The 23397-nt window shown below is 50.3% G+C and carries 18 protein-coding genes, 1 pseudogene and 2 riboswitches; of the genes and pseudogenes, 2 read left to right on the top strand and 17 right to left on the bottom strand.

Annotation, left to right across the window (positions count from 1 at the left end):
- Positions 1 to 278: 278 nt before the first annotated feature.
- The 7 genes from ptsG to ACNA6I_RS19395 all read right to left on the bottom strand — a co-directional run bounded on the left by ptsG (position 279) and on the right by ACNA6I_RS19395 (position 11431).
- Positions 279 to 2351, bottom strand: coding sequence for a glucose-specific PTS transporter subunit IIBC (ptsG, locus tag ACNA6I_RS19425; RefSeq protein ID WP_048007651.1), 2073 nt, complete (start codon positions 2349 to 2351; stop codon positions 279 to 281).
- A 174-nt stretch (positions 2352 to 2525) separates the two neighbouring features.
- Positions 2526 to 3368 (bottom strand): glucose PTS transporter transcription antiterminator GlcT, encoded by an 843-nt coding sequence (gene glcT, locus ACNA6I_RS19420; protein ID WP_048007652.1) that lies wholly within the window; start codon positions 3366 to 3368, stop codon positions 2526 to 2528.
- Between the two features lie 182 nt (positions 3369 to 3550).
- Positions 3551 to 4885 carry an NCS2 family permease gene (locus tag ACNA6I_RS19415; RefSeq protein WP_048007653.1) on the bottom strand — a complete coding sequence of 445 codons (1335 nt, stop codon included), beginning with the start codon at positions 4883 to 4885 and terminating at the stop codon, positions 3551 to 3553.
- Between the two features lie 106 nt (positions 4886 to 4991).
- Positions 4992 to 5093, bottom strand: a riboswitch (purine riboswitch).
- A gap of 133 nt (positions 5094 to 5226) precedes the next feature.
- The gene (gene guaA / locus ACNA6I_RS19410) at positions 5227 to 6780 is read right to left on the bottom strand and encodes a glutamine-hydrolyzing GMP synthase (protein ID WP_048013518.1); all 1554 of its coding nucleotides are present in this window, start codon (positions 6778 to 6780) and stop codon (positions 5227 to 5229) included.
- Positions 6781 to 6923: 143 nt separating this feature from the next.
- Positions 6924 to 7025, bottom strand: a riboswitch (purine riboswitch).
- Between the two features lie 39 nt (positions 7026 to 7064).
- Entirely contained in the window at positions 7065 to 9266 is a 2202-nt protein-coding gene (locus ACNA6I_RS19405) for a transglutaminase TgpA family protein (protein ID WP_416313995.1), read from the bottom strand.
- The gene (locus ACNA6I_RS19400) at positions 9263 to 10468 is read right to left on the bottom strand and encodes a DUF58 domain-containing protein (protein WP_048016162.1); all 1206 of its coding nucleotides are present in this window, start codon (positions 10466 to 10468) and stop codon (positions 9263 to 9265) included. Before ACNA6I_RS19400 ends, ACNA6I_RS19405 begins: the two co-directional genes overlap by 4 nt.
- 6 nt (positions 10469 to 10474) lie before the next feature.
- On the bottom strand, positions 10475 to 11431 hold the full coding sequence (locus ACNA6I_RS19395; protein ID WP_148796264.1) for an AAA family ATPase: 957 nt from the start codon (positions 11429 to 11431) through the stop codon (positions 10475 to 10477).
- Positions 11432 to 11771: 340 nt separating this feature from the next.
- On the opposite strand from ACNA6I_RS19395, the gene ACNA6I_RS19390 reads away from it, so the two are divergent.
- Positions 11772 to 12734 carry a quinone oxidoreductase family protein gene (locus ACNA6I_RS19390; protein ID WP_416313994.1) on the top strand — a complete coding sequence of 321 codons (963 nt, stop codon included), beginning with the start codon at positions 11772 to 11774 and terminating at the stop codon, positions 12732 to 12734.
- Positions 12735 to 12772: 38 nt separating this feature from the next.
- Here ACNA6I_RS19390 and nadE read toward each other — a convergent pair whose 3' ends face one another.
- The 10 genes and pseudogenes from nadE to ACNA6I_RS19340 form a co-directional block, all read right to left on the bottom strand.
- Positions 12773 to 13600, bottom strand: coding sequence for an ammonia-dependent NAD(+) synthetase (gene nadE, locus ACNA6I_RS19385; RefSeq protein ID WP_416313998.1), 828 nt, complete (start codon positions 13598 to 13600; stop codon positions 12773 to 12775).
- 71 nt (positions 13601 to 13671) lie between these two features.
- Positions 13672 to 15144 (bottom strand): nicotinate phosphoribosyltransferase, encoded by a 1473-nt coding sequence (locus ACNA6I_RS19380; protein WP_048007659.1) that lies wholly within the window; start codon positions 15142 to 15144, stop codon positions 13672 to 13674.
- Positions 15141 to 15347, bottom strand: coding sequence for a hypothetical protein (locus ACNA6I_RS19375; protein ID WP_048007660.1), 207 nt, complete (start codon positions 15345 to 15347; stop codon positions 15141 to 15143). The genes ACNA6I_RS19380 and ACNA6I_RS19375 overlap by 4 nt, the downstream gene beginning before the upstream one ends.
- A gap of 39 nt (positions 15348 to 15386) precedes the next feature.
- Entirely contained in the window at positions 15387 to 16139 is a 753-nt protein-coding gene (locus ACNA6I_RS19370; RefSeq protein WP_416313993.1) for a Yip1 family protein, read from the bottom strand.
- A gap of 410 nt (positions 16140 to 16549) precedes the next feature.
- Positions 16550 to 17743 carry an alanyl-tRNA editing protein gene (locus ACNA6I_RS19365; protein ID WP_416313992.1) on the bottom strand — a complete coding sequence of 398 codons (1194 nt, stop codon included), beginning with the start codon at positions 17741 to 17743 and terminating at the stop codon, positions 16550 to 16552.
- A gap of 54 nt (positions 17744 to 17797) precedes the next feature.
- Positions 17798 to 17947, bottom strand: coding sequence for a hypothetical protein (locus ACNA6I_RS19360; RefSeq protein WP_156183427.1), 150 nt, complete (start codon positions 17945 to 17947; stop codon positions 17798 to 17800).
- A 125-nt stretch (positions 17948 to 18072) separates the two neighbouring features.
- Complete coding sequence (locus ACNA6I_RS19355; protein WP_392398068.1) at positions 18073 to 18489, bottom strand: methyl-accepting chemotaxis protein; 417 nt, start codon at positions 18487 to 18489, stop codon at positions 18073 to 18075.
- A gap of 117 nt (positions 18490 to 18606) precedes the next feature.
- Positions 18607 to 18921, bottom strand: a pseudogene (locus ACNA6I_RS19350) (PAS domain-containing protein); the annotation flags it as partial.
- 74 nt (positions 18922 to 18995) lie between these two features.
- Positions 18996 to 21335, bottom strand: a complete 2340-nt coding sequence (locus ACNA6I_RS19345) for an EAL domain-containing protein (RefSeq protein WP_416313991.1) — start codon at positions 21333 to 21335, stop codon at positions 18996 to 18998.
- 166 nt (positions 21336 to 21501) lie between these two features.
- On the bottom strand, positions 21502 to 22263 hold the full coding sequence (locus tag ACNA6I_RS19340) for a methyltransferase domain-containing protein (RefSeq protein ID WP_048013542.1): 762 nt from the start codon (positions 22261 to 22263) through the stop codon (positions 21502 to 21504).
- A 158-nt stretch (positions 22264 to 22421) separates the two neighbouring features.
- Between ACNA6I_RS19340 and ACNA6I_RS19335 the strand changes: the two genes are divergently transcribed.
- Positions 22422 to 23396 carry a Gfo/Idh/MocA family protein gene (locus tag ACNA6I_RS19335; RefSeq protein ID WP_416313997.1) on the top strand — a complete coding sequence of 325 codons (975 nt, stop codon included), beginning with the start codon at positions 22422 to 22424 and terminating at the stop codon, positions 23394 to 23396.
- Position 23397: the final 1 nt, after the last annotated feature.

Here is a 23397-nt window from a genome sequence, read left to right as displayed (position 1 = left end):
GTTCGCCGCTCGTTCGGAGCAACTTAACCATCATACCAGGTTGACTAAGTGTTTGTCAACACTTTTTTCGAATTGTTTTTTCGAACGTTACGCTCGAGTGTGTTTATTCGCTGTCTTCCTGCGACGGTTTTTAAAGTATATCAAGGTTATCGGCACCCGTCAATACTTTTAATAGAATTAATTTCATTTCTATCATTTCATTGCTAGATTCCCTTGTTTCATCCATATAAAAAGGCCTTCCCCGTGTGCAAGGGAAGGCCTTTCCTTCTATAGATAGATCAATCGATTTCGATGATGTCCTCATCATTGCGATTCACTTTACCTGGGGATTTCAAGGTCACCTGCTGACCTTCTTTCAGATTGGTGAAGACAATCGGTGTGATGATGGAAGGTGCGTTCGCCTTGATGAAATCGAGGTCCACTTTCAACAGTGGCTGACCGGCTTCTACCTGGTCCCCTTCTTTCACGAGGGATTCGAATCCTTCCCCTTGAAGTTTAACCGTATCGATCCCGACGTGAATGAGGATTTCGCGGCCACCTTTTGATTCAATTCCAAGGGCGTGCTTTGTCGGGAAGACGTTGACGATTTTCCCGTCCACTGGTGATACGATCATTCCTTCTTCCGGAAGGATCGCAAATCCGTCACCCATCATCTTACCTGAGAATACCTGATCCGGAACTTCAGTGATGTCCTTCAGTTCACCCGTGATTGGTGCAACGAATCGTTCGGCACGCTGTTCATCAGACGTGCGGAGCGCCTCAGGGTTCACTTCTTCCACCTGCTGTTCCACTTCTTTATCTGTATCGATTTTGACTTTACGCGGCGTTTTCCCACTGATGATATCTTGCATCTGGGATTTGATGCCGTCTGATTTCGGTCCATAGATCGCCTGGATGTTGTTCCCTACCTCAAGCACACCTGATGCACCGAGTTTTTTCAATCTGTTCTTGTCGACTTGCTTCACATCATTAACTTGTACGCGAAGACGTGTGATACATGCGTCAAGGTGAGAGATGTTCTCTTGCCCACCCATTGCTTCCAGGATGTTGAACGGAAGTTCGTCGGCTGTCCCTGCAGGCGCATCGTCTTCATCTGTTACTTCTTCACGACCTGGAGTCATGAGATTGAACTTCCTGATGGCAAATCGGAAACCGAAGTAGTAGATCAGCGCGAAGACCAATCCGACCGGAATGATGATCCATGCGTTGGTTTGCGGGTTAAGAAGACCGAATAGAACATAATCGATCAATCCACCCGAGAATGTCATCCCGACTTTTACATTCAACAAATGCATGGTCAGGAAGGAAAGTCCGGCAAAGATCGTATGGATACCGAACAGGACAGGTGCTACGAATAAGAATGAGAATTCAAGTGGTTCTGTGATCCCTGTCAAGAAAGATGTCAGGGCAGCAGAACCCATGATTCCTGCCACTACTGCTTTACGCTCTGGGCGCGCTTCATGATAGATGGCAAGGGCTGCAGCCGGAAGACCGAACATCATGAACGGGAATTTACCTGTCATGAAGGTACCGGCAGTAAGATCCTGCACGCCATCCTGAATCTGCTTCATGAAGATGGCCTGATCCCCGCGGACCACATCTCCTGCTGCAGAAGTGTAAGATCCGAATTCGAACCAGAATGGTGAATAGAAGATATGGTGAAGGCCGAATGGAATGAGTGCACGCTCGATCACACCGAATATGAAAGCGGCGAATGCGCGGTTTTCACCAAGCATGAAGTTCGAGAATGCATTGAGTCCATCTTGTACCGGCGGCCACACTACCAACATGATCAATCCAAGGATGACCGATGATACTGCAGTGGCGATCGGAACGAAACGTTTACCTGCGAAGAATCCGAGATAGGAAGGGAGCTCGATTTTAAAGAATCGATTGTACATCGTGGCAGCTATGATCCCGACGATGATCCCCCCGAAGACCCCGGTTTGCAACGTAGGGATTCCAAGAACCAAGGCATTGGCCGGATCGACATTGTCTCCGGTCACGTCTTTGATTTCAAGTCCTTCTACTGTTCCCATGGTCGCGTTCATGATCAGGAATCCGACGATAGCGGCAAGACCTGCTACCCCGTCCCCTCCCGCGAGTCCTATGGCGACACCGACAGCGAATAGAAGCGGCAGGTTATCAAAGATGATTCCCCCTGCTTTTTCCATGACGCCGGCAACGGTTTCAACTCCGCCATTACTCAAGAATGGCGCGATATCTAAAAGTGTCGGGTTTTGGAGAGCGTTACCAAAAGCAAGCAAGAGACCTGCAGCCGGTAGGATTGCGACCGGAAGCATCAATGCTTTACCGACTTTTTGTAAAACCCCGAAAGCCTTTTTAAACATAAAAGGTTCCTCCATTTAGTTAGTTTTTAGAATGAACGAGATGATGGATGCAAACAAAAAAGGCATGAGGAAAGAGGACACTGAAACGCATAGGGATAGACTACCCCAAAATAGGCGTTTCAATCATCTTCTTCACTCATGCCTGATCGAATCAGTTACACGTAAGATAAATGACTATTTCACTTTACTTTGAATACGCTGCAGGTGCATCGTCAGATAGACCGCTTCTGCATCATATACTGGTTTCTTCAATGTTTGCTGCATCATCTTGATCAGCTTCCAAGATAGATTATAGCAGAGTGGATATTCTTCTTTCAATAGGTTTGCAATCTTTTCTGGTTCTTCTACTCGCTCACCCCGTAAAACCCTTTCAATGGTATACCGGATATGGCGGACGAGCCTCACGTAATCGATGCTGTCCCTATCGATATTCACTTCGAGCTGCTGTTCGATCATGCCGGTCAACCGTGCAATCAGCTGAGAATGCTGGTTGATTTCTGACAGATCTTTATTCATCATCGCGCTGTGTATATGAAGGGCGATGAAGCCGATCTCCCCTTCAGGCAAGTTGACTTCCGTGTGATCATTGATCAGTTCAACCACTTCCCTGGCGACTTCATATTCGAATGGGTACAGCGTCCTCGTCTCCACGAGGAACGGATTGCGGATCTCCATACCCCTCATAAGGCGGTTGATGGCAAAAAGGATATGGTCGGTGAGAGCAATATGGATATGCTCATTCAAGAAGGAATTGGTCCTCTCCCGTATCAGTTCAATCGCCGAAATGATGATACTCGACATGTCATCATTCAGGAAAGGGAGGAGATTCTTATATTGCTCCTGCTCCTTTTCCCCCTTCAGAACGAACATCTTCTCGGCAATATCATTCTGTATGGGATCCCCCTTCTTCCGGTTGAATCCGATCCCTTTGCCGATCAGGACCACTTCCCCGTACGCGGTATGCTCGGCGATCAATACATTATTATTCAGTACTTTCTTCACGTTCAAGATCGACATCGTCATTTCTCCCCATCATTTCCGCCTGTTGCTCGTTCCCTGATTCTAACGAAACCTGCTAGTTTTTTCAATTACCCTGTCTGCAACTTTTTCTCCCAACAGTGGGAAACCCGCCCTTTCATGGATGCGCATTCATTCATGATCATAAAAAACACCGACCTTTTTAGGGTCGGTGTTGGGCCTTATGCCAAGAAAATGAAGTACAGGATGAAGACGAGGAACAGGAGGTACATAATCGGGTGAATCTCCCTCGCACGACCTTTCACGATCATGGTGATCGGATAGAAGACGAAGCCGATGGCGATCCCTGTAGCAATACTGTAAGTCAGCGGCATGGCGATGATCGTCAGGAATGCCGGTACAGCAATTTCGAACTTCTTCCAGTCGATATCCCCGATGGCAGATACCATGAGCACTCCCACAATGATAAGGGCCGGTGCCGTCACAGGCGCGGTGATGACGCCGAGAAGCGGGAAGAAGAAGATCGAGAGAACGAACAGGAGACCTGTGACAACCGACGCGAACCCTGTTCTCGCTCCTGCCGCTACCCCTGCAGAAGACTCGATATAAGAAGTCGTTGTGGATGTTCCGAGAATCGCTCCAAAGACGGTTGCACATGAGTCTGCGAACAATGCTTTACCCGCACGCGGGAGTTTATTGTCTTTTGTCAGTCCAGCCTGATTGGCTACAGCCAGAAGGGTTCCGGCTGTATCGAAGAAATCAACGAACAGGAAGGTCAGGATGACGGTGAGCATTTGAAGCGTGAATAACGTACCAGGGTCATTGAAGATCGGACCGAGAGCCGCACCGAATGTTGGCTCCAGGCTCGGGGCAGCACTCACGATCGCGTCAGGTTTATCAATCAAGCCGACGATCATCCCGACGATCGCTGTCACGACCATCCCGATGAAGATCGCTCCGTTTACACCTCTGGTCATAAGGATAACTGTTATGATGATACCGAATACTGCAAGAAGTGTCGGACCGCTCGCCAGATTACCAAGTCCTACAAGAACCGCATCGTCCTTAACGATGATCCCGGAATTTTGGAAACCGACGAAGGTGATGAACAAGCCGATCCCCGCTCCTACTGCAAGCTTCAGCTCGGCGGGAATGGAGTTGATGATCGTTTCGCGGATACCCGATAATGTCAGTACCATGAAGATCAATCCGGAGAATAGAACGCCTGTAAGGGCCGTTTGCCAAGGGATCCCCATGGTCAACACAACACTATAGGCAAAGAAAGCATTCAACCCCATACCCGGGGCAAGGGCTATGGGATACTTGGCCAGGAGTCCCATGACGAGGGAACCGACTGCAGCGGCAAGAGCCGTTGCAACGAAGACCGCACCTTGGTCCATACGCAGTGCATCCGGAAGATCGGGCACTGATTGAAGCGTCAACGTCAATGGATTGACGATGAGGATATAGGCCATGGACAGGAATGTGGTCAGCCCGCCGATGAACTCCCTCTTATAATTCGTTCCTAACTGGTCAAACTGGAAATAATTCTTCACTCAGACTCCTCCTATAGAGCCGTCGTATGCCATTTCGACATCAAAAGCCCTGAATCGACCGATTCAGGGCTTTTGACTATATAGATAACGGATGGGTCCGACAGAAAGGTCCCATCAATCACCTCGTAGTCAAGCCATTTACGGTAGCTTGGTAGAAACGCTCGGGCCTTATTCCCGAAATTATACGACGTAATAGTTTATTTAATATAATGATGATTACAGTACTATTGTACCAATTGAACTGCCATGCGTCAACGAAAATACGAACATTAACGACAATTATTTTAATAATGTTCGCCATCATAATAAAACCCCTGCCTAGGCAGGGGTTTTATAATTCGTTATTCCCACTCGATCGTGGCTGGTGGCTTGCTCGTGATGTCATACACGACGCGGTTGATGTGATCGACCTCATTGACGATTCGCGTGGAGATTTTCTCCAACACGTCCCAAGGGATTCTCGCCCAGTCCGAAGTCATGCCGTCGATGGAAGTCACGGCACGGATTCCGATCGTGTAATCATAGGTTCTTGCATCCCCCATGACACCGACGCTGCGGATATCAGGAAGGACCGTGAAGTACTGCCAGATGTCGCGTTCGAGTCCGGCTTTCTTTACTTCATCGCGTAGGATATAGTCTGATTCGCGGACGATTTCAAGCTTTTGCTCGGAGATTTCACCTAGGACGCGGATTCCAAGACCCGGTCCCGGGAACGGCTGACGCCATACGATTTCATCAGGAATACCCAGCTCCGTTCCAAGGGCACGCACTTCATCTTTAAAGAGTGTGTTCATAGGCTCGATCAGCGTGAACTGCATATCTTCCGGAAGTCCACCGACATTGTGATGGGATTTGATCGTTTGCGCAGTGGCCGTCCCACTTTCAATGATGTCTGTGTACAGCGTTCCTTGCGCAAGGAATTCAATTCCTTCGAGTTTCGTCGCCTCATCGTCGAATACATAGATGAATTCGTTCCCGATGATTTTACGTTTTTGTTCCGGATCGGACACGCCTTTCAGCTTATTCAGGAAACGATCCTGCGCATCCACTTTGATGACGTTCATATCGAACCCATCAGCGAATGTCTTCATGACGCTGTCCGCTTCCCCTTTACGAAGGAGACCGTGGTCAACGAAGATACATGTCAATTGATCGCCGATCGCCTTATGGATAAGTACGGCTACAACGGATGAATCAACCCCTCCGCTGAGTGCACAAAGGACTTTTTTGTCCCCTACCGTCTGACGGATCTTCTCGATCTCCATATCGATGAAGTTTTCCATGGACCAGTCGCCTTTGCATCCACATACACCGAAGACGAAGTTCTTGAGCATTTCATTTCCGTGCACGGAGTGTCTTACTTCCGGGTGGAATTGAACGGCATAAAGATTCTTCTCTTCATTGCTGATGGAAGCAATCGGGCAGGATGGGTTGATGGCATTGACCACGAACCCTTCCGGCGCTTCAACAACAAGGTCGCCGTGACTCATCCATACAACCTGTTCGTCCTCAAGGTCGGCAAACAGCTTGGATGGTTGTTCGATCTGGATGGCTGCTTTCCCATACTCACGGTGCTTGGCCCTTTCCACTTTCCCGCCGAAGTGCATCGTCATGAGCTGCATGCCGTAGCAGATGCCGAGGATCGGGATATCAAGGTCAAAGATACGCTCGTCACAACGAAGGGCACCATCACCGTAAACGCTGTTCGGTCCGCCGGAGAAGATGATTCCCGTCGGATTGATTTCCTTGATTTCTTCCACTGTGATTGTATGGGGATGGAGTTCACTATACACACCGAACTCACGGATCCTTCTTGTAATCAACTGGTTGTACTGACTTCCAAAGTCGAGTACGACGATCATTTCCTGATTGTGCAATTCTTCTTTACCAAGCATTCAGTTCACCTCATTAGTAGTTATCGATCGAGCCCGGATGAGGCATGCTCCTCCGTCATCCGTTAGCGTTCCATGAAAGCAAAAAAACTAGACTCCGCCTTTAAAAAAAGGCAGGATTCTAGTTTTTGGGTGCAAAAATATCCAAAATAGAACTCTGCCTTCATAGTCCAGTCATTTAAGGTGACCGGGTAGATACTTTCGAACCGTATTATCGAGGATATACGAAGGATGCTAACGAACTTATTATGATTTTGTCATCATTTTATACTTTGTTTGCAAGACGGTCAACCGGTTGTCTTTTTAATTAAATTTTCCCACAATTCCCTTAGCTTGACCCACTCTTCCGTGGAGAGGTCCCGCCCATAGAGCAGCCGCTCATAATTATTGGTCAGGCTCGTCATTTCATAGGTGCCGAAATGAGTATCCACATAGTGGGAGTAGCTTCTGAGGGTTTGACCATCCTCCATTTTTACCCCATGCCTGCCCAGCTGTTTCACCAGGGCGAGATAGGCTCTCGGGAAAGCCGACTCGGATTTCTGGGTCCTGTAGTACAGGATATAGAGATACGGAATCCATCTTCTTCTCAAGTAGAACGCAACTCCGATCAGAAGGACGATCGCAATCAATCCGAAGAGAAATTTGCCCACATGCTCCTGAAGAAAGGACTGGGCCCCGTCCACCCCGCTGGAATCTTCATTCGCCAAGTCCGGCGGCGGCTGTTGTTGCTGGCTCTCGGGTGCAGACGTTTCTTCTTTATCCTCTTCAGGAGTTTCTTCCCCATCAGAGTCATCGAGCTCGAGATCATAGGCGTAGCGGACATTGTTGCTGAAGCCGACCGTAGGCTCGAATGGGACCCATCCCACATCAGGGAAAAACACTTCCACCCAGGAATGGGCATTGTCATTGGTGACCTCATACAGCTGATAGTCCTTATCGATCTGCTTGCTGAATGTGCCTTCTGTGTATCCCTTCACCCACCTGGCAGGGATCCCGAGGGAGCGGGTCATAGTCACCATGGAGGTGGAGAAATTATCACAATATCCCTTCTGGGTTTCAAAAAGGAATTGATCGACGTAGTCCTGTTCCGCCCCGGGGACCGCCACATCCTGTTGATCATAGACAAAACCATTCTGCCCGAAGTACCGCTCGATCGCTTTCACTTTATCGTACCAGTTGTCTTTGTCCTTGGTGATCTCCTCAGCGAGCAGGGATACCCGTTCCGGCAGATTTTCCGGGAGCTGCGTATACCGATCGAGGAAGCCTTCGGAATCAATGTCTCCATCCACTGTCCCCTTCATCTTCTTTAGGGAATAAGAGGCCGGATGGTATGATACCTGGTACTGATTAAGTTCAATGTCAGAGCCATTTTCCTCCCGACTGGTGATCTTTTCACTGACGGGATTTAATGAAAAGTAGCCGTTCCAGTCCAGAATGATCTTCTCAAGCCCATAAGGATAGAGGATGTGCGAATAGGTGGAAGCCATCATGACCCTCTCGGTTTGAGGGTCTTCTTTCTTGTCGCGGTTTGCATCATCCGAGATCGGGACAAGCTCTTCCGCCTGGAAGTTCATTTCTTCCCCTTCATCCTCAGGACGGGACTGCTCCCACCCCTTCCCCGTGTAGAAGTCCTTCGTTTCGATCTTCCAATAGTGTTCATCTGTCACCTCTGCCGTGAAGACGACAGACGGATCTGCTTCGAACGGACCACCCAGTCGACTGTCGTCGGGATCATACCCTGCCTTGCTGTTGCCACCGCCGCCGGTGCCCGGTCCGTTTGCAGAGAAAGACTGCAGATACGGGATCGGATCCGGCCAGATCGGAGCGGCCTTCGGTGCGGCGAGTGCAAGGACGGAACTGAATCCAAGTAGGATGACGAGAGGCACCATCCATTTCCTGCGGTTGATCCGGAATAAGGCGAGCCCCTCCCGCTTCACGAGACGTTCAAGGGCGAGCATCCCCATAAGGACGAAGCCGATGATCACCGCCCGGAGGATCGACATTTTCCCGTCATACTCTGTATAGGTATCGATGACGCAGATGTAGGTGATGGTCATGAAGTAAAACAGCAGGATGCTCCTTCTTACCATGAGCCAATAGTGAAGCAGGTAGGTCATGAGCCAGAGGAGGATGAAAAACAGCAGGCTTTGATACATATAGGTCAGGCTCCCCCATTCCCGACCGAACATCATGCCCGTGTTATAACCGATCTCCCCGAACATCTCCTGCACCCAGCTCAGATCGAGCAGGGATCCGGGAAAGTACCAGATCTTCAAGGCAACGACCATATAAAGCAGTTTCACTGCGCCCGAGATTAAAAAGTGGATCCGGAAGTACGACAGAATAAATGCCATGGCGATGAAGAGGACGAAAGCCGTGACACTCCCTGTATCGGTAATGGCCCCTACCGGTCGCAACCATTCCCATAGAAGAAGGAATCCCAACCCGTAGATGATGATATTGATCAGGTGATGCGTTTGATTCTTCATGCTCTCTTCACCTCCGCAAAGGCCGAAGAAAACTCCGGTTCATATAAGATCCTCATGGACACGCCCCGTGACGAAGCAAAGGCAGTGAGCGCCCTGTCTTCCTGGGACACGGGCTCCCCTTCCCTTTTGATCAGGAAGAGCAGGATCGATCCGCTTTGCTTCACATACTCATTGATCGCCAGGATCTTTTCTTTTGAAATGGTGGACGTGACGAAGATGACGGCAGCCGATTGGGCATTATGAAGACGGTCGCCCTTCAGCATGCGTTCCAGCCGCTCGGGACTGTCGGGCATGACCTTCGCTAAATGATGCTGCATCTGACTTTGCGGTCCCTCCCCACCCCTGATGGGAAAGAATGCGCGCTCCACACCGTGGGATAACAGACCGACTTGTGCCCCTTTGCGGGAAATGGAGTGAAGGATGGAGGCGGTGAAAGTCACCATCGGTTCAAAGGCCGCCGAGTCCTCCCGATCGAGGACAACGAGGACATCATGGGATTGACGCTCCTCGAACTCCTTCGTCATCAGCTCATTCGTACGGGCAAATGATTTCCAGTGGATCCAGGAAAAGCGGTCGCCCGGCTGATATCCCCTCACACCCGTCGCCATCGTCGTATCCTTCTGGATTTTCACATTGGAGCTCGTCATCCCCTGATCGTACCGGTTCTCAAGGGACCGATAAGGGACGTCAACCACTCCGGGATAAACGAGGAGCGTATCTTCACAAGGAATGAGCGCTTCCTTTTCGAAAATGCCGAAAAAATCCCCGGTTTTCACCCTCAGGGCGGAGAAGGTATGCTCCCCCCTTGGAAGATGGTCGATTGTATATGTGTAGGAGACTGAACGCCTCCAGCCCGGGTGGACAACAGTCTTCCGCTTCCAGCCGAGAGGGGAAGCCAGCAGCTCAGAGCCCTGGTCCTCCATCACCACATAATAGAGCGGAAACGGCACCGATCTCCTGATGGTCATTGTGACCTTCAGTTCATCCCCTGCCTTCAGCTCATTGGATTCAAACGCGCGCTCCACACTGAATAGACGGAGGGGATAAAAGAATACGATGATGGAATAGGCCGCAAAAGGGAGAAAGCTGTAGAAAAGGAACCAGCTGACGAATCCCCCCTGAAACATGGCAAAAGAAAAAGATGCTGCCAGGAAGAGCAGGAGTAAAACAATTTTCCACAGTGTGTGAAACAGTTGCTTCATCCTCATCTACCTCACAAGCCTTTGAACAGGGACAGGCATCCTGGCGATGACCCTTTCCACCACGTCTTCCGGGGTGACCCCTTCATACTTCGCCTCGGACTTCATGATGATCCGATGCGAGAAGACGAACGGTGCCAAAAACTGAACATCATCCGGCACCACATAACTCCGCCCCCTAAGGAAGGCATATGCCTGACAGGCTTTCATGAGGGCGATGGACCCACGGGGACTTGCCCCGAGATAGACGTTGGCATGGATCCTCGTCCGGTGGGCGATATCGACAATGTATTTCTTGATCGTATCGTCAACGAATATATCTTTCACTTCTTCTTGGAGTTGAATCAGTTCCGCAAGGGTGATGGCCGGGACCAGGTCTTCGATGGGAGGGTTCTTTTGCGCCCGGTTGAGCACCTCCATCTCTTCTTCAGGTTCCGGATAGCCCATTTTCATTTTCAGAAGGAATCGGTCCAGCTGGGCTTCCGGCAGGGGATAAGTCCCTTCATATTCGATCGGGTTCTGAGTTGCCATGACAAAGAATGGTTTATCGAGCTTCCTTGTCATTCCGTCGATGGTCACGCTGCTCTCTTCCATCCCCTCAAGGAGTGCCGACTGGGTTTTGGGTGATGTCCGGTTGATTTCATCTGCCAGAATGATATTCCCCATGATCGGACCCGGTCTGAAGGTGAACTCCATTTCTTTAGGATTGTAGATCGACACCCCGATGACATCGGAAGGCAGGAGGTCTGGGGTGAACTGGATCCGTTTGAAATCCGCCCCCACCGACTTGGCCAGCGCCTTCACCATCATCGTCTTCCCCACACCCGGTACATCTTCGAGCAGCACATGCCCCCCGGCAAGCAGGGACACCACGCTCAGCTCGGCCACTTCACGTTTTCCGATCATGACCTTCTCAATATTTTGTATAACCCCTTCCACTTTGGGATTCAATGATTGCTCTGCCATCTGACTATCCCCTTCCCTTTCTTATTTCAATACATACAGCCTGCTATTTATGCTCTCTATCGCAAGGCTCCTGTCTTGTTCAAACGTTTGTTTAACTTCTTACTACTTACTTTCGATTAAAATCCAGAAAACCCTTCTGGACGTTTCCCGTTTATAAGGGCGTCCAGCTCTTACTATCCATCCATATTACCATTAATTGTTTATTGCAGGGGAGGCAGAGAGCAGATTCTACTAAAATTTCCTTCCTGATTTTGCGAGTTTGTCGTTAAGGGGAAAAGGATTATAATGATAAAACCGGCGCTGATCACCTGCGCCAATCTTTTGAAAATGAGGTAATCCTATGAAAGCACTTGTATTCGAACGATTCGGAGGCCCTGAAGTCCTGTCGTATCAAGATATTCCGGAACCGACTCTAGCCAGCAATGAGGTACTTGTGAGGATGAAGGCTGTCGGCCTCAACTTCGCGGATGTCTACCGGAGAAAAGGAAACTATCATCTATCCGGGAATCCACCTTACATCTTGGGCTATGAAGGGGCAGGCATCGTCGAGAAGGTCGGGGAGGATGTAAAGGACGTGAACATCGGTGACCGGATTGCTTTTGCCGACGTTCCCTATGCGAACGCAGAGCTCGTAGCCGTTCCACATGATAAAGTCATCCCTGTACCAGAAGCTATCTCTTTTGAAACGGCCGCTTCCCTCCTTCTACAGGGACTGACCGCACACTATTTGACCAAGGACAGCTACTCCATCAAAGACGGTGACCACGCCTTGGTCCACGCAGCCTCGGGTGGTGTCGGTCAATTGCTCGTACAGATCATCAAGTCCCTAGGCGGACATGTGATCGGCCTGACATCGACCAAGGAGAAGGCAGAAGTGGCCAAAGCCATCGGCGCTGATCACGTCTTCCTATACGATGAGGATTGGGTAGCAAAGGTCAAGGAGGTCTATCCTGCAGGTGTCGATGTTGCCTATGAATCCGTCGGGTCCACACTGAGCGACAGCTTCCAGGCCACACGTACAGGGGGGACCGTCGTATTCTTCGGCATGGCAGGTGGCGACCCGGAGCCGATCGATCCCCGCATGCTCATGGATACGTCCAAAACATTGACGGGCGGCGACCTATGGAATGTCCTCACCTCACATGAAGAGCGGGTGGAACGTTCCGCCGAATTGTTCCAATGGATCACAGACGGTTCCATCACCCTGTCTGAACCGACGACCTTCCATTTGAGCGAAGGCAGGAAAGCCCATGAATATCTTGAAAGCCGCAAAAGCACAGGAAAAATCCTACTGTTGCCATAAAAAAAGCCGATCCAGATTCGTCTGGACCGGCTTTTTTCTTATTTCCAAAAATCATCGAATACAGTGATCGGCAGATGGCGTTTGTGTTGGGTCTTCAAGTAGTGGGACTCAATCGCCTTCTTTGCGTCAGCTGGAACTTTTTTTCCTTCAAGATAGTCATCCAGCTGTTCATAGGTGACACCAAGCGCTTCTTCATCAGCAAGAGCCGGGCGATCTTCCTCAAGATCTGCAGTCGGCTTCTTCGTATAGAGATGTTCCGGACATCCGAGCTCTTCAAGAAGCTTGCGACCTTGACGTTTATTCAAACGGAATAGAGGTACAAGATCTGCGGCCCCGTCCCCGAACTTCGTATAAAATCCAGTCACCGCTTCGGCAGAATGATCCGTTCCGAGGACTACACCCTTCTTCACGGCAGCGACAGCGAATTGAACCTTCATGCGCTCACGGGCCTTTTCATTCCCTTTCACGAAATCCGACATCTCGATGCCGCTTTCCTTCAGGGTCTGGACACTTGCGTCCACGGCCGCTTTAATATTGACGGTCAACGGATCCGTCGGGTCGATGAACTTGACGGCGTCAATGGCATCCTGGGCGTCGCCCTGCTCCCCATATGGCAGGCGGATGGCGTAAAACGCATATTCATTTGAACCGGCTTCTTCGTTCAGTTCCGTGATGGCAATCGAAGCGAGCTTCCCGAGGAGAGTGGAATCCTGACCTCCCGAAATGCCAAGAACGAGGCTCTTGAGGAACGAGTTCTTCTTAAGATACGATTTCATGAAATCGACACTGCGTCGAATTTCTTCCTTGGGATCAATCTCCGGTGAAACCATCATTTCTTCTACGATTTGTTTTTGAAGAGAATCCATCATTCACACTCCATGTTAGGTTTTATTACATCATAAGTATACCTTTTTATGATGCCCTCAAACAACGAAACTTACTTGATATCAACTGATTTTTCTTTGACCGACGCTTTGACTTCATGGATGAGTTCCATCTTATTGGACCAGCATTCATCACTGAGATCGACCGGGTACCCTTCCGGATTCATGGCACGCTTGTATTCATCCCACAGCAATTCCAGGTTTTCATTCACAAAGGTACGGATCCTGTCGAGGGACGGTGTTTCATACACAAGCTCCCCATCCTTGAATACATCCACATGCAGCTCCCGCGCCTCGAAGTTCGTGACGAACTTGCTGATGTACGTATGCACAGGGTGGAACATCTTCAGGCGCTCTTCTTCCTGAGGCTTCTCGTGCTCAAGGGCGATGTACTCCCCTTCAGACTTGTGATTGATCGAGTTGATGATGCGGTACACGCGTTTCTTGCCAGGCGTGGATACCTTCTCCGCATTGCTCGAGATCTTGATGGTATCCTGCATGTTGCCGTCTTCCCCTTCGATGGACACGAGCTTGTAGACTGCACCGAGGGCAGGCTGGTCATAAGCCGTGATGAGCTTCGTCCCGATCCCCCATACGTCGATCAGGGCCCCCTGTGCCTTCAGGTTCATGATCGTATACTCATCGAGGTCGTTCGACGCAATGATCTTCGTTTCCGGGAACCCGGCATCATCGAGCATCTTGCGCGCCTTCTTGGACTGGTACGCCATGTCTCCGCTGTCGAGGCGGATCCCTTTGAAATTGATCTTATCGCCGAGCTCCTTCGCCACCTTGATGGCCGTTGGAACTCCGGAACGAAGGGTATCGTACGTATCCACTAGGAATACACAGTCCTTGTGGCTCTCTGCATATTTGTGGAAAGCCGTGTACTCATCGCGGTAAGCCTGCACCATGGCATGGGCGTGTGTACCCGACACCGGCATGCCGAAGATCTTCCCGGCCCGTACATTGCTCGTCGCATCGAAACCACCGATGTAAGCGGCACGCGTCCCCCAGATGGCGGCATCAAGTTCATGGGCACGACGGGTGCCGAACTCCATGACCACCTCATCCTGGACCACCTGTTTGATCCGGTTTGCCTTCGTAGCGATCAAGGTCTGATAGTTCACGATATTAAGAAGCGCGGTTTCCAACAGCTGCGCCTGACCAAGCGGTGCCTCCACGCGAAGGAGCGGCACATTCCCAAAGGAAATCTCCCCTTCCTCCATGGAACGGATCGTCCCCGTGAATCGCATCTCCTTCAAGTACTGTAGGAACTCCTCTTCATACCCAAGCTCCCTCAAATATTCGATATCGCTATCCGAGAACCGGAATTTCTTCACGAACTCAATGATTCTCTCAAGTCCCGCGAAGACCGCATATCCATTGCCAAAAGGCAGCTTTCGAAAGAAGACTTCAAAAACAGCCTTTCGATTATGAAAATTATCGTCCCAATACGCTTTCGTCATATTGATTTGATACAAGTCTGTATGTAAAGCCAAACTGTCATCTGCATACTGCATCGTCATGAAATTTCTCTCCTTTGAGTTGTTGCCATCCTTTCTATTTTAACCAATAAATCGACAAAAGCCGAATAGAAAAACTCATTTTCCTCATATTTCCCTTTCTGAAGCTGGATGAAACCCTTCTGATAGGGTACCAAGGCGATGGTGACAAAGCCTCCACCCACCCACTGTATTTCCCCAAGAAAGGGTAACCAATCTAAAAACACCCCTCTCCTGTAGCAGGAGTCGGGGTGTTGATGAATCTCTTAAAACATAGCCAACAAGAGAATTGGAATAAATAAAATAGTCAGCAAGGCACCCGGAATCAAGAGCGTGCAGAGGCCAAGCCATGATGAGAACCGGTGAGCTTCAGAAACAGCTTTAATTAAGATAAAGAAGTACCAGCCCGCAAGGACAATTTGAACGAATACCGAGAAAAAGATGTATACCGCTCCTATGAAAGAACCGACCACATAATCAGATTGAAATGCGCCTTCGCCCATGACCATCAGGTCCGGCACCCAAAGAACAAGCGCGATGATTATCGGAATGTTCGCCCATGCTGTCGCCAGGAGCATTTCCTTGTAGGTGGCCGTCCCTTTGAAAATCTTTCCTACCCCCCACGCAACCAGGGAGGTCAGGACCCAGCCAATAATACCAGTGATGGCTCCGAAAATCACCGCCCCAAGAAGGAATAAAGGTAAACCAAGATCCATATTATCAAGGACATCTCTAGACGATGCTTGATCGAGCGTATTGCCGATTCCAGCCAGGATAGAGAGTAAAAAGGCGAAACCGAGAAACTTATGATTAAGAATATAGCGGATGGTCGTTCTTGGCTTCACCCAGATGGTGAGCCATGGATTCACTGGTTTTGTTTCTTGCATTGGTTGTTGTGGGTCTGCTGCAGTTTGCATCGTTTGTTTCCTTTCTATATTGGGTTTTTGATGTGGAAAATGCTTAGGACTTCGGAAATAATGAACCCATTCCATCAATCGCACTGTCGGAACTTCATCCATGTAAATATCCATATCCTGTCATTATCTCAACAGATTTCCATTTACCCGTTTTTCTATTTCTTCAATCATCTTACAATTGAAAAGAAAAAATAAAGGGGATGAAGGTACTTATATCCGTCAGCATATAACCATTTTTCCCTTTATTATCCTTACCATCAAGATGCACCTCCGTCAATTCCTCGCAGAAGCTTGTCGGATTTTGTCTGTAAGTATAGAACTACCAATCCGTCTACCCTCTACCCTCAAATAGGTCCTTAGATCAGATTCAATAGAACTAGATCAAGATTGTCCCCCTCCACAAACAGGAATTTGTCAGAATACTTCCAGTAAAATAGTGACGTTAAACTTTCTTGTAGGCCGTTGGGACCATTTATAACAAAAAGCCTGCAGGACACACCTGCAGGCTCGCTTTATAGCTGTCGGATCCACTCTTCCATAAGCTCTTCCTTGCTGATGATCGCTTCACCACCGCCTTGAACGAATGCATCCTTCCCTCCGCCTTTTCCGTTGATCAGGCCGAATACCGGTCGGACCGATTCCCTTAGTCCGGCGGTCGATGCCTTTCCTCTTGCTCCGACAAGCTGGAGTTTAGATCCGTTCTTCACAGCAAACAGGACGACCACATCATCATTCCGGGCTGTGATCTGTTGGGCGAGGCCCTGCAGCTCCTTGACCGGACGCTCGTCATACACCCGGGAGAGCAGGCGATGTCCCGCTACCTCCTGTATGTCATTGACCAGTACGTCTGCCTCAAGCTTCAGGTACTCGGCTTTCACACCCTCAAGTTCTTTCTCGATATCCTTTTGCCTGTCGATCATCCGGAGCACGGCATCTTTCATGCCATCTTCCGGCGCCTGGATGATTCCGGTCAGGTCTTTCAGGAGATCGTGCTTCACTTGGAGATGGGTACGGATCCTGTCTCCACAGATGAAACGGAGGCGGATGTGGGATTTGTGCTTTTCCCAATCGAGAATCTTGATCCCTCCCACTTCGCTTGTGGATGAAGGGTGGGTCCCGCCGCATCCGTTATAATCGAAGTCCGGGATGATGACGAGACGGATCGGTCCATCCACGTCGGGTTGCTTCCTGAGTGGATAATCTCCCAGCTCGCCTTCTGTTACCCACTTTGTCTCAATGGGTCTTGCTTCCCTGATCACCTGATTGGCGAGGATTTCCGCACGATTTGCCTGTTCCCTGGTCAAATCGGGGATCTCGAGATCGATAGTGAGCGTCTCCTGACCTAGATGAAAACTGATGGTTTCATAGCCGAAAGATTCTATGAAACTGGCAGACAGGATATGCTGCCCCGCGTGCTGCTGCATATGATCGAAGCGTCTTTCCCAGTCGATATTCCCGTTGATGCTGACGCCTTCCTCAAGTTGCCCATCCACGTAGTGACAGATCTCTCCGTTCACATTTTCCACTTCCAGGACCCTGCGTCCCCCGAGCATCCCCGTATCATGGGGTTGGCCTCCGCCTGTTGGATAGAAGCACGTTTCTTCAAGGATGACGTACCAGCGTCCGTTTTCGTCCTGTGCCTGTTCGTTGATCGTAGTGGTGAATGCGCTCCGGTACGCGTCTTCGTAATAGCGTTTGACGGTCATGTTATTCCCTCTTCCTCTGTGTTTTTATCTGTCTACTGTACCACAGAGGAGGCATCACTTCCGAGGATTTTTGAGGTGGATCGGGACGCTGCCCAACTGATCCCACGGAATCTCCCATCTTCTCTCGAATTCCTGCACCGCCCGTTGATCCCCCGCTATGATCCGCTCCACCAGCTCTCGTAAAGGCAGCTTCTGATAATCCATGCGCTCACCTGCTCGCTGTTTGATTTGTACATTACATATTACCTATTCAAGACTGGGATAAACGTAGGAACTCTCTCATTTACAGGTGCCCACAAAAAAACCATCCCCGAGGATGGCTATGGAACTTATATGATGTCCTGGAATCTCTTTGCATGCTCTTCCAGCTTGGTGGAGGCCGTCGTCAGGCCGGAGAAATCATGGACGGTGTGTTTGATCATCATCTGGCTTTCCTTGATATCATGCTGGGCGGTATCGGTACCCGAGGTGATCTTCTTCACTTCGACGGTGATGCCTTCGATGTTATCACGGATTTCGACGATGGATTTCTCCACCCGCTCCGATAGTTTCCGCACTTCTTTCGCCACGACGTCGAAGCCCCTGCCATGCTCGCCTGCCCTTGCAGCTTCGATGGCGGCGTTCAAGGCAAGAAGATTCGTCTGGGCGGCGATTTCCCTCACGGTCTGGACAATGCCTTTGATATCATCGGCCTGCTTCTGGAGCCCTTGGAGAGTTTCGGCATTTTCTTCCGATACCCTGGTCATCCGGTCAATGATCCCCATGAGCTCATTTCCGCGGTCGATGCCCCCTTTCGCCTGATCGTGAAGGTCTTCTGCCAGACCCTTCAAATCATCCGTCAAGGAAGTAATCGCCATTTGGCGGTCGGTGATGTTGGTCGCCACCTTCAAGATGCCGATGACCCTGCGGGAGTCCTCATCAAAGATAGGCATATAGGTCGCCTCGAGCCAGATTGCATTGCCCATGGCATCCTTCCGTTCAATCTTGTCCTGGAAGCTGCGCCCCGACAGGAGCCTCTTCCAAAAGGTTTCATATCCGCCGCTGTTGGCGAATGACGGGAAGCAGAGCTCCTTATGGTGCATCCCCACCATATCATCCGTGCGATACCCGACGCTTCCGGCAAACAGGTCATTGACATATGTGACTCTCCGGTCGATCCCGAATTGGATCAGGGCCATATTTTCTTTCATTGATTGTACGATCAAGTCATTTGATATTCGATCCATCTGTATGGTCATCTTTCATTTCCCCTTTAGTTTGATACGGCCGCCATGTTCATCCAGCGCGCGGAAATCGCCTCGGCCGTATCCGGTCTGCTTAAATAAAACCCCTGGATCAAGTCGCAGCCTTCCCGCTTGAGCCAGTCCATCTGATAGGCATCCTCCACACCCTCCACCAGTACCTTCATATTCAGGTTGTGGCCGAGGGTGATCATGGACCGGACGATGGCTTCCTGTTCTTCGTTCCCTTCAAAGTCTTCCAGGAAGGAACGGTCAATCTTCAGAATCTCTACGGGTAGTGCCTTCAGATACCGGAACGATGAATAGCCTGTCCCGAAATCGTCCAGGGAGATCTTGATCCCCATTCCCCTGAGTCGATCAAGGATGACGATGACATCCGCTTCGCATTTCATGGCAGAGGATTCGGTCAGCTCAAGCTCCAGATAGTTGGGATCCATCCCCGTTTCATCGAGTACTTCCTGAACGGACGGAATGAAGTCCTCCCTCGAGAACTGGAGCGGGGAAATGTTGACGCCCATCACGATGGGCTCCTTCCCTTCCGCTATCCATTTCACCCACTGCTTGCACGCTTCCTTCAGCACCCATCTGCCAACGGAATGGATCATCCCCTTTTCTTCCATGATCGGGATGAACTCCACAGGGGAGACGGGACCGACACTTGGATGGGTCCAGCGCATGAGCGCCTCCACCCCTTCAAGACTGCCGGACTTCACATTCACTTTGGGCTGATAGAGGACGTAGAATTCTTCCTGCTCGAATGCATGCTCGAATCCCTGTTCGAGGACCATCGTCCTTTCAAGCTTTTGTCTGATTTCTTCATTGAATTCCGTGACACAGTTCTTTCCGTTCTTCTTGGACTCGTACATGGCAAGATCCGCATAGCTCAGAAGCTCCGACCCGTTACGCGCATCTTCGGGATAATGGGCGATTCCTGCGCTGATGGTCACCCGCACATTGGATCCATTGATCGAGAACGGCTCGTTCATGGCACGGACACACTCGTTGGCCAGGTTCTTCACTCTACCCCTATCGGCACAGGTCGAAACGACTACGAACTCATCGCCACCCTGTCGAGTGAGGACACAATCCTCCGGAAGTGCGTCCTTAAGCCTTTTCGTCACCTCTTTCAACAGCACATCGCCTGCCTGATGTCCGAGCGTATCGTTGGTGAACTTCAAGCGGTCAAGATCGATGAAGATGCAGCACACGCCTTCACCATCCGCAATCCACTCATCGAGGAGCTTCTCAAGCTTGTAGCGGTTCGGGAGTTCTGTCAGGGGATCATGATAGGCCATGAACTGGATGACATCTTCTGACTTGCGCTTCTCCGTGATATCCCTCGTGAACCAGATGGAGTGCTCAAGTCCTTCGCCCCGGATGCGGTGCTTCGACACCTCCAAGATACGCTCACCTTGTTTGGTGTTTACCGGGAGGGTGAGGCGATTATCCTCCATCGTCCCTTCCACGAACACATCGGGAACGGTCTGACCGTTTGCCTCAGGAAACATGGAAAGAAGCGCCGCATTGGCATGATAGATCCTGCCTGACTTATCAGAGATGGCGATCCCGTCCTCCGCCGAATCGAACATCATCGTCTGAAGAATGGATTTCTTCCTGACAAAGCGGTCGATGGCGATGGAGGAGAAAGTGAAGATGAAAATCAAAAGGGTACTGATGAAGACTCCCCACGTCAGGAAGGTCACGTCCACCGTGCCTACCCCTTCATGCCCCTCATGCTGATGGAAGTGTGCAGCCGTCATACCCGTGTAGTGAAGACCCGTGATGGCGACGCCCATGAACAAGGAGAAGGCAAGCTTTACTCTGAAGCCCATTCCTTCCTTGGCAAATGATGAATAGAACCCGAGCCACAGGGCGGCAAACGCTGACGAATACGCAATCACCAGTGAGAGGGTCACCAACAGTGAATCATAACTGATCATCATCGGACGGATGGCCGCCATGCCGATATAGTGCATGGATGCGATCCCCGCCCCCATGAGGACAGCCCCATAGACCAGATGCCTTTTCTTCGGGGCAGCGGATGACACCGTCCAGAACCCAGCCGAACATCCTGCGACAGAAGCGACAATGGACAGGAAGACAAGACTGACATCGTAATACATCGTACTCGACAGATGGAAGGCGAGCATCCCGATGAAGTGCATGGACCAGATCCCGAGCCCGAGGACGCCACCGGCCGTCATAAGCCAGATTAGCTTCGCCCTTCCCTTTGTCTGCCTTACACGATTCGATAATTCTATAGAAGCAAACGCCGCGATCAACGCGATGATATAGGACAAAAAGACAAGAAATAAATCATAGTTAGTCGTGATATGTACAACAAATTCCACAGTGCACCTCGTTTTAGTCACTTTTTCCTTTACTGGAAATTTAGGACTATAGTCACTCTATTATACGGGGATGGTCCTTTCCTGTATAGCTTGAAATTACCGACGATGAATCAATAAATTTCGCCATCAGGAAAGGGAGGTGAGCCTCACTCACCACCCCGGCCGATCACTCTTTCACGGCGACAACACGGATCCGCCAATAATCGGCCACCCATTCCCCGTTCTTGAAAAGGGCAGCCCGCACCCTCTCCTTGACCCCTTTATACACCCTTTCCTTTTCCTCCCCATCAAACTCTGGAAAGAAATCATCTGCAAAGCCGTCGAGCCAGTGATCGAGACCTTTCTCTCCATCAGGCAATGGGGTCGGCCTCTCATAGTGATGAATGAACGATACCCTGAAACCATGACGCTCGAGGAGTGAGCTGTATTCACCGACGGTCGGGAAGTACCAGGGGTTCCGCGATGTGGCATCGATTCCACGAAACTTCAGCTCCTCTTCCACCCCTGCAATGATCGCCCCGACGTTTCGGCTCCCTCCGAATTCAGCGACGAATCGCCCTCCGGGACGTAAAGCACGTGCAACAGAAGACGCCACCCCATCTGCATCCCGTACCCAGTGAAGGGCGGCATTGGAGAATACGGCATCAACCGGTTGTGGAGTATGGAAGTTTGCGGCATCCCCCACTTCAAAGGAGATGGACGGATACTTCTCCCTAGCGCGCAGGATCATGTCCTCCGAATAGTCGATTCCCCTTACGACGGACCCGGATGTCTCAATCTCTTGCGTCAAATCACCGGTTCCGCACCCGAGGTCAAGGATCTCCTCGCCTTCCTTCGGTTCAAGTATATCGATCAGGCCCTTTCCATATAGGGAAACAAACCCGATTTTGTCATCATAATGCGTTGCATTCCACTTGTTACCACTCATATCGTCATCATCCTCCCGTTCTTTATAGACAGATTTCGACGAATTTCTCCCGGCTCCTGCCACGTTGGAATATTTCTTCTGGAGGCCTTGATCGTATGACATCCCAAGAGGAGTCCATTATAATGGGGAGGACAAATAAGAAAGATGAGGTGAGCGATATGAAGATTGCTACAATCGGAACAGGATTCATCGTCGAAAGGTTCCTCTCTGCCGTCGATGACGTGGAGGGTGCCCTATGCACCGCCATGTATTCCCGCGCAGAATCGAGTGCACGCCCCCTTGCAGAAAAATTCGGCGGCCCATCCATTTATACAGATCTTGATCGTATGCTCGAAGAAGCCGACGCAGACTTCATTTACGTGGCTTCCCCTAACAGCCTCCATTTCGAGCATGTGAGGAAGGCCTTACATAAAGGAAAACACGTCATCTGCGAAAAGCCGTTCACATCGACGGCCAGGGAGCTCGAAAAACTGAGGGCACTGGCAAAAGAAAAACGTCTCATGCTCTTTGAAGCCATCACCACCATCCACCTGCCGAACTACGAATTGATCCGCCAGAACATCGGAAAGATCGGACCGATCCGGTTCATTCAAGCGAATTACAGCCAATATTCAAGCCGGTATGATCGATTCCTGGCAGGTGAAACACCGAATATCTTCAATCCGGCATTCTCGGGTGGTGCCCTTGTGGACATCAATGTCTACAATATCCACTTCATCATGAACCTGTTCGGGAAACCCGATGCCGTCCACTATATGGCCAACACCCATGCAAATGGCATCGACACGTCAGGCGTCGTCCTGATGAAGTACCCCGGCTTTATCGGAGAAGCCGTCGGGGCCAAGGATACAGAAAGTCCGAACTTCTGCCTCATCCAGGGTGAGAAAGGCTATATCGAGGTGGAGAACGGAACGAGCTGCGAGGCCATAACCGTCAAGACGGATGATGAAGAAGTGGTCCTGAACGACCAGACGAACCCGAATAAACTCTATTACGAGTTGAAGACGTTCCGTGACATCTACGAGAATGAGGACTTTAATCGCTGCTACAAACTCCTTGATTACAGCTGCACGGTCCTCGATATCGTAGAACAAGCACGAAAATCCGCCGGCATTGTTTTTGCCGCGGATTAAA

This window comes from Rossellomorea sp. FS2 (assembly GCF_047915635.1).
In the GTDB taxonomy this organism is placed as follows: Bacteria; Bacillota; Bacilli; order Bacillales; family Bacillaceae_B; genus Rossellomorea; species Rossellomorea marisflavi_A.
This window is presented reverse-complemented; position numbering and strand designations above follow the sequence as displayed.

What these genes read in the sequence shown, in the direction of transcription:
- ACNA6I_RS19390 (WP_416313994.1), top strand. Translation starts at nt 11,772, where the DNA reads ATGAAAGCACTTGTATTCGAACGATTCGGAGGCCCTGAAGTCCTGTCG.
- nadE (WP_416313998.1), bottom strand. Translation starts at nt 13,600, where the DNA reads ATGGATTCTCTTCAAAAACAAATCGTAGAAGAAATGATGGTTTCACCG.
- ACNA6I_RS19380 (WP_048007659.1), bottom strand. Translation starts at nt 15,144, where the DNA reads ATGACGATGCAGTATGCAGATGACAGTTTGGCTTTACATACAGACTTG.
- ACNA6I_RS19360 (WP_156183427.1), bottom strand. Translation starts at nt 17,947, where the DNA reads ATGGATTATCAGAAGCTGCCTTTACGAGAGCTGGTGGAGCGGATCATA.
- ACNA6I_RS19340 (WP_048013542.1), bottom strand. Translation starts at nt 22,263, where the DNA reads ATGAGTGGTAACAAGTGGAATGCAACGCATTATGATGACAAAATCGGG.
- ACNA6I_RS19355 (WP_392398068.1), bottom strand. Translation starts at nt 18,489, where the DNA reads ATGACCAGGGTATCGGAAGAAAATGCCGAAACTCTCCAAGGGCTCCAG.
- glcT (WP_048007652.1), bottom strand. Translation starts at nt 3,368, where the DNA reads ATGTCGATCTTGAACGTGAAGAAAGTACTGAATAATAATGTATTGATC.
- ACNA6I_RS19365 (WP_416313992.1), bottom strand. Translation starts at nt 17,743, where the DNA reads ATGACCGTCAAACGCTATTACGAAGACGCGTACCGGAGCGCATTCACC.
- ptsG (WP_048007651.1), bottom strand. Translation starts at nt 2,351, where the DNA reads ATGTTTAAAAAGGCTTTCGGGGTTTTACAAAAAGTCGGTAAAGCATTG.
- ACNA6I_RS19370 (WP_416313993.1), bottom strand. Translation starts at nt 16,139, where the DNA reads ATGGATGAAGTTCCGACAGTGCGATTGATGGAATGGGTTCATTATTTC.
- ACNA6I_RS19335 (WP_416313997.1), top strand. Translation starts at nt 22,422, where the DNA reads ATGAAGATTGCTACAATCGGAACAGGATTCATCGTCGAAAGGTTCCTC.
- ACNA6I_RS19395 (WP_148796264.1), bottom strand. Translation starts at nt 11,431, where the DNA reads ATGGCAGAGCAATCATTGAATCCCAAAGTGGAAGGGGTTATACAAAAT.
- ACNA6I_RS19400 (WP_048016162.1), bottom strand. Translation starts at nt 10,468, where the DNA reads ATGAAGCAACTGTTTCACACACTGTGGAAAATTGTTTTACTCCTGCTC.
- ACNA6I_RS19405 (WP_416313995.1), bottom strand. Translation starts at nt 9,266, where the DNA reads ATGAAGAATCAAACGCATCACCTGATCAATATCATCATCTACGGGTTG.
- guaA (WP_048013518.1), bottom strand. Translation starts at nt 6,780, where the DNA reads ATGCTTGGTAAAGAAGAATTGCACAATCAGGAAATGATCGTCGTACTC.